We start from the raw sequence: 14,423 nt of genomic DNA on the forward strand, positions 1-14,423 counted from the left end.
ATGAACTTCGTGAACACATCGCCGTTCTGCAGCCGCTCCCGGTTCTTGGTGAAGGTGGTCGGGTCCCAGACTGGATCGTCCGGCGACAGTCCCACGAACCAGCGATACAAAAGATTGTAGTCCAGTTGCTCCATCAACTGGCGTTCCGAGCGGATGCACACTTGCAGCAGCAAGGCGCTCAGCAATCGCTCTGGAGGGATCGAAGGACGTCCCTCGTTGGGATAGAGCCTCCCAAGGCTGCGGTTCAAATCACTCAATACATCCCGGACAAGTTCCCGGACCTTCCGCAGCGGATGGTTCGCTGGCACACGCTTATCCGGCGCGATGTACGAAAAGAGGCCGCTTTGATCCGTAAACCTGCCCCGCATGATCGTCTCCGCCGGTTCGAGATGATAAAAGTGAATCATCAAGCTCCCTCCGTGGCCAGGGGGTTCTTCAGCAGACTGCTACTAGGCCCTTTCCAGGGCCTTGAGGTCCTCGCGCTTGCGCTCGAGTTCGGCAAAGGCATCGTGCGCCTTCTGCGCCACCGCCATGATCGAGGTCCAGTTGACGGGCAATTCCTCCGAGAGGTCGTGCAGATCCATCTTGGCCTGCGTCGCCTTGGCCGATAGCTTTTTCATTTCTGCTTTTACGATTTCAAGATCGCTCATGAGCTGCCCTCAATAGTTCGCCACGTCGGGAAATTTCCGGATCATCTTGATGCCGCCTTTGACGTATTTGTCACCCTCGGCGGCGAGCTTTGCGAGATTGTCGAAGCCGAAGCGATGCACATCGCGCAGGCGCTTGTTCACCACGATCAGACGGCCGCCGATCAACACCATGCGACCAAAGCCTTCATGGTGCATCTTTAGCATCGCATGGATCATCACACCCGTCGCTTTCTCGATCGAGAGCGCGACCGCATTGAAGAACAGCTCCAGCCGCCAAACCACATCCGGATCTGGATCGCCAACGATCGGCAGCGCGCGCCGCTTTTCTTTATCCAGAATATACGGTTCGAGCAGATCGAGATCGCTCTTGCCGTCCCAGGCGCCATAAATGTCCTGGGCGCGCCAACTCTTAACCAGTTCTCTCACGAATGGCGCATCGAGCGTGTTCTCTGGTTGCACGATATCTGCAGCTGCAGTCATGGCCGTCCTCATTCTTCGAAATCGAGCGTGCGCTGCTGGTCTTTTGCCAGCGCCTTGCGCAGCCAGGGCGGCGGCGTACCCTTGAGCACTCGCTCGAGCTTCTCGACGAGGGCGAGGATGTTCTCGGGCTGACCCACCTTAATGGGATGTATATTGTTGGCCACCACGCGGGCGGCACCGGAGCCGCCGATAGCAGCGACATAGAGGATGGCGCAATCCTTGATCGCCTCGATCTTGGGCGCGAGCTTGTCCTCGTTGCCGTCCTCCTTGAAATCGCCGTCGAACTGGACCGCCTTCAGGAATACGTGCCCGCCCGGCCCGACATCATAGATGGCGATGTTCTTGGCCCAGCCAAAATGCGCATCGACGCGCCTCAAGTCCTGGGTAGCGAATGCGACCTTCATGCAATCGACCTCTCTGCTGCCTCGATGACGCTGAGGCCGCCCGGCCTAAAGGGCTGACTCCAGCTACGCCAGCTGTCGGGCGTCGGCCGGTGATTTTCCTCGCGGTCGGCGATCACGAGATTGGCGATTTTGAAGATCAGATCGCGCGTGCCGCGATAGCCGACGGATAGCTGGTGTCCCGCGCCGATCCGATCGAACATCGGAAATCCCGCGCGGTAAAATGGAATCTTCAGCCGCGCCGCCGCTTGGCGGCCATGCGAATGCGTAATCAGCAGATCGCACCCCCTCGTCCTAGCAAGCTCTTCCAGATCCTCAAGATCGCCGATGAGCACCTCCTTGGTCTCGATCCGCTCCAGCACCGGGGACTGCGTGGTTGTCACGGCCGCGGTGACCTGCGCACCCATCTCGTGCAGCATGCTGGATAGGTCGAACAAGAGGTCTGGCTCGGCACCTATCGCAAGCTTGCGGCCGCCGATATGGAAATGCGCGTCCAGCATCGCGTCTGCCAGCTGCCCGCGCTGGCGGCGATATTTTGCTGGCACAGGGCGGCCGCTGATCTCGCTCAGGAAAGCAATGAATTCATCGTTGGGGGTGAGGCCGCAGAGCCGCTCGAACAGGCGAAACGGCACCCCGGTCTTGGCCTGCATGGCTTCTGCCGCCCCTCGCATCTGCGCACCAATCGCAATGGTCCAGCTGGACCGGCCCATGCTCGCGACTTCGTCAACCCCGATGCCGCCAATGCTCGTCGGCGTAAATTCGTCCGGGATATGCCCGTCCAGCGATCCCGCAAGATCAGGCAGGAAGGATGGCTTCAGACCGAAATCCTCCAGGATGGTTCTCAGTTCGTCGAGGTCACCCGGCGTCAGATGACATCCGGGGAGAACATTCACCCGCGCGGGATCACGCTCTGCCTCGGCCGGCAGCGCCTCCGTCAGCACCTCGACGAGGCGTGCCACCGTCTTTTCCCAGCCGTCCTGGAAGGCATCCTTGAAATCAGGCGTCGAGACAAAGATCAAAGGAAAATTGGCGAGCTGCGGATGTTGCTCGCGGATCAATTTGATGTAGGCGTCGACATCATCGCCATTGGTTTCGGTGACCCCGGTCGAGCAGATCCCGATGATCTCCGGCTTGGCGCGATTATAGATGTTGAGGATAGCCTGCTCGACATTTTCATAACCGCCGAGCACGGTCGCCACCTCGCTCATCGCAGTCGTCTGCAGCGGCACCGCCTCCTTGAAATGCCGCACGAACAGCGTGAGCCCAAAGGACGTGCAACCTTGCGAGCCGTGCAAAAGCGGCATCGCCCCACGCAGGCCCATGAAGGCGAATGCGCCGCCGATCGGCTGACTGATCTTGAGCGGGTTGACCGCGCACGCCTTCGTCGGCGTGGTAACAATGGCCATGACTTGTCCTATTCCGCGGCCCGCAGCATGGCAGGCGGCGAGGAAACCGGCATGGTGGCTAGGACGTCCTCGATGCGCCTCTTGCAGCAGCCACCGAACGCGTCGGTGTGCTGGCGGACTGCCTCGACGCTGGTCAGGCCATGCGAGCGGATCGCATCCTCGATGGTGCCGAGATCGACTTCCTTACAGAAGCAAACCTTTTTCGCGCGCCGCATCGTCTGCGGATCGGCGGCGATCTCGGCAGCCCGCCCACGCATCTTCGTGATCGTCTCGGTCTGCCGGTTCTTGGCCACCTTGTCCCACGGCACCGGTCGACGCAGCTGCTCCCAAATCGGGTTGAACAGCGCCTTGTCGATCTCCTCGACCAGCTTCACCATACCGATATAGCCCATGTAGGCGTGGCAGCGCTCCTGGTTGATGTCGAGCCAGGGCATCGCTGCCTTGAGCGCAACAAATTGCGATTTGCCACCCGAGAGCATGATGTCCGCTTTCGCGTCGGTCAGCATTTTGTATATCTCGCGCGGCGTCATGTCCTCAATCATATGGGCATCCTGCCCCATCAGCTCCTTGATGCGCTCCTTGTCCTGCTTGGTGGATTTCTTGACGCTGGTGCCGACCAGCTCGAGCCCCGCCTCCTGCAGCGCAGCCACCACGGACCAGGACTTGACACCGCCGGTGATCAGTAACGCCCTCTTCCCGGCAAAGCGCGGCTTGTACGGCTCGATCGCGGCCCAGGCGCGCGCCTCCTCCCGCGCGATCACCGTCTCGGTGCGCCCGATCAGTTCGGAAGGCGCGCCGCGTTCGACCAACAGCCGCGCGATCTCGCGCAGCGAAGCGCTGGAATCCTGGATGCCGTAGAACGATCCCTCGAAGAACGGAATGCCGTAGCGCTCCTCCATCTTGCGCGCAACGTTGATCATCGCCTTCGAACATACCAGCATGGCAGCGCGCGCCCGGTGCGAAGAGGCAACTTCGCGATATTTGCCATCGCCGGAGATGCAGGAGAGGATGCGGATGCCGAGCTCGTCAAGCAGCGGCTTAACCTGCCAGAGCTCGCCGGACAGGTTGTATTCCCCGATCAGGTTGATGTCGTAGGGCGTGGTGTAGTCCGGCTCTTGCGTGCCGATGACATGCTCGAGCAAGGCCTCGCCGGCGAGCTTATTGCCGAGGTTCTTGGGGCCGACGAAGCCCGGCGAATTTACGGGAATGATCGGTTTGCCGAGCTTTTGCGAAGCCGCCTTGCAGACCGCATTGATGTCGTCGCCGATCATGGCGGGGACGCAGGTCTGATAAACGAAGATGGCCGGCGGATCGTACTTGTTGATGATCTCCTTGATTGCCTTGTAGAGACGCTTCTCGCCCCCAAATACGATGTCGGTTTCGCTCATGTCAGTGGTGAAGCCGGTGCGCCAGATGCTGGCATCAGAGGAAGACGCACCGCGGTTGTCCCAGGAGTTCCCCTCACAGGCGATCGGACCGTGCACCAGATGGGCGACGTCGGTAAAAGGCTGCAGCGCGATCTTTGCACCGTCGAAGGCGCAGCCGCCTGCGGCGCCGCCCGGCTGTAGCTGCTTGTTGCAGCCCTTCTTGCGCTCGGCAACCGACTTGTTGGCGTTCTTGGCGCAGCCCGGCTCATTAAAGATCTCTTGGATCCTGGCCGATAGCGAACTCATCCATCTCTCCTCTCAACCGAGCTTGTGCGCAAAGATCAGCCCATCTGCGCTTAGGCCATCGCCGATGTTTGGCGGCGATGGCGCCCGCGTCATTCGTCATCAACGAATGATGTCGAAGCTATAGTCGGTTTCGCCGAGAACGTTGGTCTTCTTGTCGATCTCGTCGAAGATCTTGTCGAGAATCTTCACGAGCACGTTCATGCCGCCCTGATAGCCCCACACCGGAGAGCGGTGATGGTGATGCCGATCAAAGATCGGAAAACCGATGCGGATCAGTGGCACACCGGTGTCGCGCTCTAGATACTTGCCATAGGTGTTGCCAATCAGGAAGTCGACCGGCTCGGTGAACAAGAGCGAGCGCATATGCCAGAGGTCTCGCCCCGGATACGCGTGGCAGTTCTGTCCAAACGGCGAACTCGCAAACAACGTCTGCATTTTTGCCTCCCAATCCTTGTTGCCGTTCGTCGACAGCACATGGATCGGCTCAGCGCCAAGCTCGAGCAGGAAGGCAGCCAACCCGTAGCAGAGGTCTGGATCGCCATAGATTGCGAATTTCTTGCCATGGATGTGCGCACTGGAGTCAGCCATCGCGTCGACCAAGCGACCGCGCTCTCGCGCCAATTCCTCGGGGATATCCTTGCCAGTGATGCGCGACAGCGCCACGAGGAACTCATCCGTTGCGGAGACGCCGACCGGATAATTGAACGCTACGACCTCATGGCCATGATGTGCGATGAACGGCAGCGTCTTTTCCGTGCACCACTGCTGCATCGAGATCGTTGCCTTAGCGTGAACCGCCTTCGCGGCGTCTTCCAGCGTGGTGCCGCCGTCATACATCCGGAACTCGCCGTCGGTTGGTGTATCAAACACATCGGAATTGTCGGCGAGAACGGTGTACTGGATTGCCATCAACTCAAAGATGCGCTTGATCTCACGGATGTTGCCGACGGTGTAGCCGTCAAAGCCGCCGATAAAGTTGATCTTCTCGTTGGGCACCCGCTCAAGCTTCGGCGTTGTTCCGGCCTTGCCGTCCCAGAAATGCTCCAGGATACCCTTGAGCGCATTATCATAGCCGGTGACGTGGCTGCCCACGAAGGCTGGCGTGTGCGCGAACGGCACATCGAAATCCGCTGGAACCGAGCCTTTTTCCTTGGACGTTTTGATGAAGGCGTTAAGGTCGTCTCCGATCACCTCCGCCATACAGGTCGTGGAGACCGCGATCATCTTGGGCTTGTACATATTGTAGCTGTTGGCGAGCCCATCAATCATGTTGTTCAGCCCGCCGAATACGGCAGCGTCCTCCGTCATCGACGAGGAGACGCAGGAGCTTGGTTCCTTGAAGTGCCGCGACAGATGGCTGCGGTAATAGGCCACGCAGCCCTGGGAGCCGTGCACGAAGGGCAGCGTGCCCTCAAAGCCAACGGAGGCGAACACCGCGCCGAGCGGCTGGCAGGCCTTGGCTGGGTTTATCGTCAGCGCTTCGCGCGCAAAATTTTTCTCGCGATATTCGGGCGTCTTCGCCCATTCCCTGATGCGTTCGACCTCCGCGGGATCGCGGGGATTCTCGAACATCTTCTTCTTATTGGCCAGCATCTGCTGGTATTCCGGTCCGCGGAACAGCTCGAAGTGATCGAGCACGTGTTCTGCACTCTGCGCCATAGGTAGGATCCTTTCAAAAAAGCGTCATCAATATCAGCTCCGGCCCTCAGGCTGAGAGCCGGTCACTTTGCGTTATTCGGCAGCTAACAGTTTCGCCTTTTGGACATCCTTCCAGGGCGCCTTGGTCCTCTTCCAGATCGGCGAGTTGATGGCCATGTCCATGTCGCGTGCGAAGATCGCAAATCCGTCATAGCCATGATACGGACCCGAATAGTCCCAGGAGTGCATTTGGCGGAACGGCACGCCCATCTTCTGGAAGACATATTTCTCCTTGATCCCCGAGCCGACCAGGTCAGGCTGGACCTTCTCGACGAAGCGTTCGAACTCGTAGCCGGTGACGTCGTCGTAGATCAACGTGCCATCCTTGACGTAGTGCTGGGCGGTGCGCTGGTAGTCGTCATTGTGGCCGAACTCGTAGCCGGTGCCGACGACCTCCATGCCGAGATCTTCATAGGCGCCGATCACGTGGCGCGGACGCAGTCCGCCAACGAACAGCATCACGCTCTTGCCTTCCAGGCGCGGGCGATATTTTGCGACCACCGCGTCCACCAGCGGCCGATATTTTGCAATCACCCGCTCGGCACCCTCCTTGATCTTGTCGTCGAAAAAGCCGGCGATCTTGCGCAGCGACTCCACGATCTTAGAGGGCCCGAAGAAGTTGTATTCGCACCATGGAATCCCAAACTTCTCCTCCATGTGGCGTGAGATGTAGTTCATCGAGCGGTAGCAATGCAGCACATTAAGCTTCGCCTTCGGCGTTGCCTCGAGCTCTGCCAGAGAACCGTCGCCGGACCACTGCGCGATTACGCGCAGGCCCATTTCCTCCAGCAGGATTCGGGATGACCAGGCGTCGCCGCCGATATTGTAGTCGCCGATGATCGCGACATCGTAGGGGGTCGGCTCAAACGTCGGCTTGCCCTCGGGCGAGACCTTGTCGAACACCCAGTCGCGCACCGCGTCGTTGGCAATATGGTGGCCGAGCGACTGCGACACGCCGCGAAAGCCCTCGCAGCGGACCGGCACGATAGTCTTGCCGCCATATTCCTTCGACTTTGACCTGGAGACCGCCTCGATGTCGTCACCGATCAGGCCGATCGGGCATTCCGACTGGATGGTGATGCCGTTGTTGAGCGGGAACAGCTCCTGGATCTCGTCAATGATTTTGACGAGCTTCTTGTCGCCGCCGAACACGATATCCTTTTCCTGGAAATCGGAGGTGAATTGCAAGGTCACGAAACTATCGATGCCTGTCGTGCCAACGTAATAGTTACGCCGCGAGCCCCACGAGTACTGTCCACAGCCGACCGGACCGTGGCTAATGTGGATCATGTCCTTGATCGGGCCCCACACCACACCCTTGGAACCCGCGTAGGCGCAACCGCGGATCGTCATCACGCCTGGGATCGATTTGAGATTGGACTTGACTCCGCAGTCCGACTTGCCGGCCTCGTGAACATTGAGGTGCTTGGCGCGCCGTTTCGCAGTCTTCTCCGGATAGATCTTCAGCACCTCCTCAATCAGCTCTTTGTTGCGGGCTTTGATTTCCGCGATGCTCTGGGTCGTGGCGAGACTCATGCTGATATCCTTCAGAAGGTTTCCTGTTGCGATGACGGCTCTCGACCAAGAGTTTGCAACGACCATGCCAGCCGCGGCGTGAACGCAAAAATCCACGCAGTTGGAAGTAGATAGCCACACTCGCGCGGCTGACCGGACTGTTGTTGCAAACCCGACATCGAACGTGTCCACGGACCTGCTCGTTTGATCCTGTTCGAAACAAAACAAGCCGGGCACGCATGGTTTTGCACCCGCGGATTTTCCACACAAGCCCGCGAGAGTATTGCGATACTTGCCGGGGCCTACTACCGGAAGCTATCTAACGAAGCGACCCAGCTGCAAGGCCGCGGCAGCCAATCTGGCTCACGGATCGTCGCGAAGCCCGACCGGTGCACACCTCACCCGCGATGGTGCCTTGCGCGTGGCCTCGCCGCCATCCTGCTATTGGGTCGACCAACCAGGGAGATCGTCGCGGCCGACGCGCGGGGGGTGTTCGAGCGCCTGAGCATCTCAAGCCGCAGCGCCGAACGATTTTTAGCTCCATGATCTTACGTGTGCAGCCGAGGCCGAGGCTGCCCTAGCTGATACGCGTTGACGCAACTAAACCTGATCCTCGACTCTGCCGAGAGACCCGCCCTGTGCTCGAGACGAACCGGCTCGTGAGCGCGAATGATGACGAAGGCGGCGTGCGCCATGAACTCAAGCGGGTGTAGTAGAGATCATGAAGAAAACGCCAGCTCTGCCGCACATCCCAGCGTCGCCCGGATAGACCAGCGGCTACCCGGTATGCGGTTGTCTGCGTCGTTCTTAATCAGCGTCAAGGAGCGGACGCACTCTCCGGCGGAGACGTCCAGCGATATGAGGTTCGCGCATAGCATTAGCAATTCGCGTATACACAACGCGCCTCATGGTTCTGGGCCCGTTCCTGCCCTCATGAGAACAGCTCCTGCGCTTTGACAAGGGCACCCGCCAGCGCATCGATCTCTTCATAGGTGTTGTAGAGGGCGAACGAAGCGCGGCACGTTGCTGGCACGCCAAACCGCTCGAGCAGCGGCATCGCGCAATGGGTCCCGGCGCGCACCGCCACGCCTGCACGATCGATGACGGTGGCAAAATCGTGCGCATGCGCGACTTTCATATCGAAGGAGATGATTGCGCCCTTCTCAGCCGCCGTTCCAATAATGCGTAAGGGATTGATGCCGCGCAGCTTCTCCTGCGCATAAGCAAGCAGTGCGCTCTCGTGCTTGTGGATCTGTGGCTTGCCTATTGAATTGATATAGTCCACAGCCGCGCCCAGCCCGATCGCCTCGACGATCGGGGGAGTTCCAGCCTCAAACCGGTGAGGTGGATCACCATATGTGACACCGTCACGCGAGACCTCGCGGATCATCTCGCCGCCACCGTTGAACGGCGGCATCGACGCCAGATGCGCATATTTGCCGTAAAGCACGCCGATACCGGTCGGCCCATAAAGTTTGTGGCCCGTCATCACGTAAAAATCGCAATCAATGTCGCGGACATCAACATCCAGATGGACGCAGCCTTGCGAGCCGTCGACCAACACCTCGATGCCGCGCGCATGCGCGATCCTCACGATCTCCTTCACCGGCAGGACAGTGCCGAGCGCGTTGGACATCTGTGTGATCGCAACCATTTTGGTGCGCTCGGTCAGAAGCCGCTCGAACTCCTCGAGGAGAAAATTGCCCTCGTCGTCCACTGGCGCCCATTTGATGACAACGCCGTGGCGTTCCCTCAGAAAATGCCAGGGCACGATGTTGGCGCGGTGCTCCATGATCGAGAGAACAATCTCATCCCCGGGTGAGATGCGCTCGCGGCCGAAAGTCTGGGCGACCAGATTGATCGCCTCGGTAGCGCTACGAGTAAGACAAACTCTTCGGTGCGGCGCGCGTTGAGGAACTGCGCCACTTTGGTGCGGGCGCCCTCATAGGCCTCGGTCGCGGCGTTAGCCAGATAGTGCAGACCGCGATGCACGTTGGCATATTCGGACGTGTAAGCCTGCATCATGCGATCGAGCACCGCCTTTGGCTTCTGCGCCGAGGCGGCGTTATCGAGATAGACCTGCGGCTGCCATAGACCTGCAGCGCCAGCGCCGGAAAGTCCTCGCGCACCCGCGCAACATCGTAAGCGCCGTTGGCGACCGCCGGATGCGCGCTCATCCCCTCGCCTCCAGCCAGCGCTCGGCCAGTACTATCACGAATTCGCGTAACCTCCCGTCGGCGATTTCCTCGATAGCTTCGCCGAGGAAAGCCTGGACCAAGAGCGCCTGTGCCTCCTTCCCGGAAAGGCCGCGTGCGCGTAGATAGAACAGCAGAGTCTCATCCAGTGCGCCGGATGCCGCGCCATGGCCGCAGGTGACATCGTCGGCAAAGATCTCCAGCTCCGGCTTGTTGTCGGCTTCAGCCTCGTCGGACAGCAAAAGCGCACGCGTCATCATCCTGCCGTCCGTCTTCTGTGCATCAGGACGCACGATGATGCGGCCCTGGAATACCGAGTGGCCGCGGTCGTCGACGGCCGCGCGGAAATTCGCCCGGCTCGTGCAATGCGGCACAGCGTGGTTGACGACCAAGGTCGTGTCACCATGCTGTTTGTCCCTCAGCAGGTTGATGCCGTTGACGGAGAGCTCGGCGCCCTCGCCCGCCAATGTGATGAATGCCTGGTATCGGCTCACAGCACCACCACAGATCATGCTGAACAATTTGAGTTTCGCGCTCGCCCCGACCGCGAACAATCCGGAGGAAATGTTGGTGGCGTCCGCCCCGTCCGCCAGAACGTGCAGATGGGCAAGATTGGCCGCCTCACCAACCGAGACGATCACCGCATCATTGGCCTGATGGTTGCGGGCGCCTTCGGCCGCCACAAAGCTTTCGACCACGGCCGCCTGCGCGCCCTTGCCAAGCCTCAGATGCGAGCGAGTGAAGCTTGACGCCGACGAGGTGGTTGCGACATGGACGATTTGAATCGGTCGGGATAACTCGGTGCCGTCGGTGACCGTGATGACCACGCCGTCGGTCACCATCGCGGCATTGAGCGAGATCACCGCATCCGTCGTTGCGGTCAGCAGCAGGTCGCCTCTCCCCTCGTTAGCTGGATCGTCCAGAACTTCGCGCAGCGTGCGCACGTTGACGCTCCGGCCCAACTCGGCGATGTCGGAGAGATTGGGCGCGAACAAACCATCGACGAGCACTAGCTTCGCTGCGCCCTCGATCGCTCCCTTCTCGACGGCAGCTTGCGCGACTGCAGCCCTTGCCCGCGCGAGCGCAGCCGCATCCGGTTGCGGCGCGAGCGGTAGGACGTGGCGCATTAGCGCGCGCAGGTCGGTGTATCTCCATTCCTCGATCCGCCGGTGCGGTAAGCCGACGCGCTTGTAAGCGTCGAATGCCCTCGCGCGGATGTCGGCAACAGAGCCTGCGCCGGGCAGCCGTCCGTTGGCCTTGACGAACACATTGCCCACCGCGCGTCCGGGATCGGTTTTTGACAGAACCAGGTTCATCGAAAACTCCTTGCGCTCTCTAGGCCGCGTGCTCGAACGGAGCGTAGCCGGCGGCCTCGAGCTCCAGCGCGAGATGCTTGTCGCCGCTCTTCACGACACGCCCCTTCGCCATCACGTGCACATAGTCCGGCACGATGTAGTTGAGCAGGCGCTGGTAGTGGGTGATCACGACCATGGCACGCTCGGGCGAGCGCAGCGCGTTGACGCCGTCGGCCGCGATCCTCAGCGCGTCGATGTCGAGGCCGGAATCCATTTCATCGAGGATACAGAGGCTCGGCTCGAACAGCGCCATCTGCAGGATCTCGTTGCGCTTCTTTTCGCCGCCGGAGAAGCCGACATTGACACCGCGCTTGAGCATGTCCTGCGGGATGTTGAGCGACTTTGCGACCTCGCGGACCTTCTTCAGGAAGTCCGGCGTCGAATATTCGCTCTCGCCGCGCGCCTTGCGCTGCGCATTCAGCGCGGTGCGCAGGAAGTTCATGGTGGCGACCCCGGGGATTTCGACCGGATACTGGAACGCCAGAAACACGCCCTTGGCGGCGCGCTCGTCCGGCGCCATCTCCAAGAGGTCCTCGCCGCGGAACAGGATCTGTCCGCCCGTGACCTCATAGCCGGGCTTGCCGGCGATGACGTGCGAGAGCGTCGATTTGCCGGAGCCGTTCGGCCCCATGATCGCGTGGACCTCGCCCGGATTCACGCTCAACGACAGGCCGTGGAGGATTTCGCGATCCTCGACACGAACCTGGAGATCTTTCACTTCAAGCAATGCCATTACAGTTTTCCTAGGGTAGCATCCTCAAGGCGCCGCTACGGCAGGCCCGCCAGGGATGAGGATTATCCAACCGAACCTTCGAGCGAGATCGAGATCAGCTTCTGCGCCTCGACCGCGAACTCCATCGGGAGCTGCTGCAGCACGTCCTTGACGAAGCCGTTGACGACGAGGCCGACCGCTTCCTCCTGGCTCAGTCCGCGCTGCACGCAGTAGCACAGGACATCCTCAGAGATCTTCGAGGTCGTCGCCTCGTGCTCGAACGTCGCCGACGAGTTCTTCGCCTCGACGTAAGGCACGGTGTGCGCGCCGCATTTGTCGCCGATCAAAAGCGAGTCGCAGGCGGTGTAGTTGCGCGCGCCGGTGGCTTTGCGGTGCGCGGTGACGAGGCCGCGATAGGTGTTCTGCGACTTGCCGGCGGCGATGCCCTTGGAGATGATCCGGCTCGAGGTGTTCTTGCCGAGATGGATCATCTTGGTGCCCGAGTCGACCTGCTGGTAACCGTTCGAGATCGCGATCGAGTAGAACTCGCCGCGCGAATTGTCGCCGCGCAGGATACAGCTCGGATATTTCCAGGTGATGGCGGAGCCGGTCTCGACCTGGGTCCAGGAAATCTTCGAGTGGTCGCCACGGCAATCGCCACGCTTGGTGACGAAGTTGTAGATGCCGCCCTTGCCTTCCGAGTTGCCGGGATACCAGTTCTGCACCGTCGAATATTTGATCTCGGCGTCATCGAGCGCAACCAGCTCGACCACGGCGGCGTGCAACTGATTCTCGTCGCGCTGCGGCGCGGTGCAGCCTTCGAGGTAAGAGACATACGAGCCCTTGTCGGCGATGATCAGCGTGCGCTCGAACTGGCCCGTGTTGCGCTCGTTGATGCGGAAATAGGTCGACAATTCCATCGGGCAGCGCACGCCCGGCGGCACGTAGACGAACGAGCCGTCGGAGAACACCGCCGAGTTCAAGGTGGCGAAGAAGTTATCCGACGTCGGCACCACGCTGCCGAGATATTTGCGCACCAGCTCAGGATGCTCGCGGATCGCTTCCGAGATCGGCATGAAGATCACGCCGGCCTTCTTCAATTCCTTCTGGAAGGTGGTCGCAACCGACACCGAATCGAAGATGGCGTCGACCGCGATCTTCCGCTGTTCCGAAGGCTCTCCGCCCGGAGGCGGCTCGACGCCCTCGAGGATCGCGACTTCCCGCAAGGGAATGCCGAGCTTCTCATAGGTCTTGAGAATCTCGGGATCGATCTCGTCGATCGATGACAGCGTCTTCTTCGGCTTCGGCGCCGCGTAATAGTAGAGGTCCTGGTAGTCGATCTTGGGATAGTTGACGCGCGCCCAGGTCGGCTCGGTCATGGTCAGCCAGCGGCGGTACGCCTCCAGGCGCCATTCCAGCATCCAGGCCGGCTCGTTCTTTTTCTCTGAGATGAAGCGGACGATATCTTCCGAGAGCCCCTTGGGGGCCTTTTCGGATTCGATAAGCGTCTCGAACCCATATCGATACTGATCGACGTCGATGCGCCTGACGCGCTCGACCGTCTCTTGTACGGCTACCATTGCCCGCTCCGCCGCTCGCGCAAGGACTCCGGCCATGCCCGACGACGGCCGCGGCGCGCGCCCTTCGCCGCATACGCGATCGCGTAAGTCACCCGCAGCTCGGGGCCAGCGAGGCCGCCCATCAGAAAGGCGGCCACCGATCGCGCTTCAACCTTGCTGCGCGCAGCGGACCCGCTCATCGGTCGCTCCTTATGCCTGCACGCACGTGCCGGGCACCGGGCAGATAACGGCGCATTGCGGCGTGTCGCACTGATCCTCGCATTGGGTGCACTTCTTCGGATCAATTACATATATGTCGTTCTTGAGGCTGATTGCTGCGTTCGGGCATTCGAACTCACATGCGCCGCAGACGGTGCACTGGGAGGCGATTATCTTGTAAGCCATAAACTCCGATTCCTTGGCAGGCGATGCGCGACGGCTTTCCTTCAAGGCTCGTGCCAAACGTCGAGCCTTGATTTATCTCGGCTATTTTCCGTCTCCCGCCTGTCCTAGGCCGGACAGCGTGTCGCGACCGCGACACTCGGCTCACAGGCGCTTGATCTGGATGCGCCACTTCTTGCGCGCCTAGTACCCACTTTTCATAGAACGTGAGTCGTGATTCAAGATCGGGATGATTCCCGAAGCAAGAGAAGTCCGCGTTTCGCGGAAGGAGCGTCTGGAGCTAGAAGCCCGGTGCCGCTCGCCGCGAACGTTACAGCGTGATCTGAAGCGTGCCCGGATTGTTCTATTGGCCGCGGAAGGCTGCAGCACGCGTGCGA

Annotated in this window: 13 protein-coding genes and 2 pseudogenes; 1 reads left to right on the forward strand and 14 read right to left on the reverse strand. The window is 60.5% G+C overall.

Going from position 1 to position 14,423, the window contains the following annotated elements; all coding sequences use genetic code 11:
- The 14 genes and pseudogenes from ACZXDY_RS41630 to ACZXDY_RS41695 form a co-directional block, all read right to left on the reverse strand.
- A partial coding sequence (locus ACZXDY_RS41630) for a transposase (protein WP_464349480.1) occupies positions 1–368 on the reverse strand: 368 nt, incomplete at its 3' end.
- 81 nt (positions 369–449) lie between these two features.
- A complete protein-coding gene (locus tag ACZXDY_RS41635; RefSeq protein ID WP_028169133.1) occupies positions 450–650 on the reverse strand; it encodes a CCE_0567 family metalloprotein in 201 nt (66 codons plus the stop codon).
- Positions 651–659: 9 nt separating this feature from the next.
- Positions 660–1,130: a NifX-associated nitrogen fixation protein gene (locus tag ACZXDY_RS41640; protein ID WP_028169134.1), complete on the reverse strand. Its 471-nt coding sequence runs from the start codon at positions 1,128–1,130 to the stop codon at positions 660–662.
- 8 nt (positions 1,131–1,138) lie between these two features.
- The gene (nifX, locus tag ACZXDY_RS41645; RefSeq protein WP_130229807.1) at positions 1,139–1,534 is read right to left on the reverse strand and encodes a nitrogen fixation protein NifX; all 396 of its coding nucleotides are present in this window, start codon (positions 1,532–1,534) and stop codon (positions 1,139–1,141) included.
- Complete coding sequence (nifN, locus tag ACZXDY_RS41650; RefSeq protein ID WP_463718678.1) at positions 1,531–2,937, reverse strand: nitrogenase iron-molybdenum cofactor biosynthesis protein NifN; 1,407 nt, start codon at positions 2,935–2,937, stop codon at positions 1,531–1,533. Before nifN ends, nifX begins: the two co-directional genes overlap by 4 nt.
- An 8-nt stretch (positions 2,938–2,945) precedes the next feature.
- Positions 2,946–4,610, reverse strand: coding sequence for a nitrogenase iron-molybdenum cofactor biosynthesis protein NifE (gene nifE / locus ACZXDY_RS41655; protein WP_455998800.1), 1,665 nt, complete (start codon positions 4,608–4,610; stop codon positions 2,946–2,948).
- A 99-nt stretch (positions 4,611–4,709) separates the two neighbouring features.
- Positions 4,710–6,269: a nitrogenase molybdenum-iron protein subunit beta gene (gene nifK / locus ACZXDY_RS41660; protein ID WP_028169138.1), complete on the reverse strand. Its 1,560-nt coding sequence runs from the start codon at positions 6,267–6,269 to the stop codon at positions 4,710–4,712.
- A 72-nt stretch (positions 6,270–6,341) separates the two neighbouring features.
- Positions 6,342–7,844 carry a nitrogenase molybdenum-iron protein alpha chain gene (nifD, locus tag ACZXDY_RS41665; RefSeq protein WP_464349478.1) on the reverse strand — a complete coding sequence of 501 codons (1,503 nt, stop codon included), beginning with the start codon at positions 7,842–7,844 and terminating at the stop codon, positions 6,342–6,344.
- A gap of 910 nt (positions 7,845–8,754) precedes the next feature.
- Positions 8,755–10,000 (reverse strand): annotated as a pseudogene (locus ACZXDY_RS41670) (cysteine desulfurase).
- Positions 9,997–11,334: a Fe-S cluster assembly protein SufD gene (sufD, locus tag ACZXDY_RS41675; RefSeq protein ID WP_464349479.1), complete on the reverse strand. Its 1,338-nt coding sequence runs from the start codon at positions 11,332–11,334 to the stop codon at positions 9,997–9,999. The pseudogene ACZXDY_RS41670 and the gene sufD overlap by 4 nt, the downstream one beginning before the upstream one ends.
- A 19-nt stretch (positions 11,335–11,353) precedes the next feature.
- Positions 11,354–12,106 (reverse strand): Fe-S cluster assembly ATPase SufC, encoded by a 753-nt coding sequence (gene sufC / locus ACZXDY_RS41680; protein ID WP_028169395.1) that lies wholly within the window; start codon positions 12,104–12,106, stop codon positions 11,354–11,356.
- Positions 12,107–12,168: 62 nt separating this feature from the next.
- Positions 12,169–13,665, reverse strand: coding sequence for a Fe-S cluster assembly protein SufB (gene sufB, locus ACZXDY_RS41685; protein ID WP_394568690.1), 1,497 nt, complete (start codon positions 13,663–13,665; stop codon positions 12,169–12,171).
- Positions 13,659–13,844, reverse strand: coding sequence for a hypothetical protein (locus ACZXDY_RS41690; RefSeq protein ID WP_130582115.1), 186 nt, complete (start codon positions 13,842–13,844; stop codon positions 13,659–13,661). The genes sufB and ACZXDY_RS41690 overlap by 7 nt, the downstream gene beginning before the upstream one ends.
- Before the next feature lie 10 nt (positions 13,845–13,854).
- Entirely contained in the window at positions 13,855–14,049 is a 195-nt protein-coding gene (locus ACZXDY_RS41695; protein ID WP_130232039.1) for a 4Fe-4S binding protein, read from the reverse strand.
- Positions 14,050–14,275: 226 nt separating this feature from the next.
- Between ACZXDY_RS41695 and ACZXDY_RS41700 the strand changes: the two are divergent.
- Positions 14,276–14,423 (forward strand): annotated as a pseudogene (locus ACZXDY_RS41700) (IS630 family transposase); the annotation flags it as partial.

The organism is Bradyrhizobium sp. LeoB3, assembly GCF_055456055.1.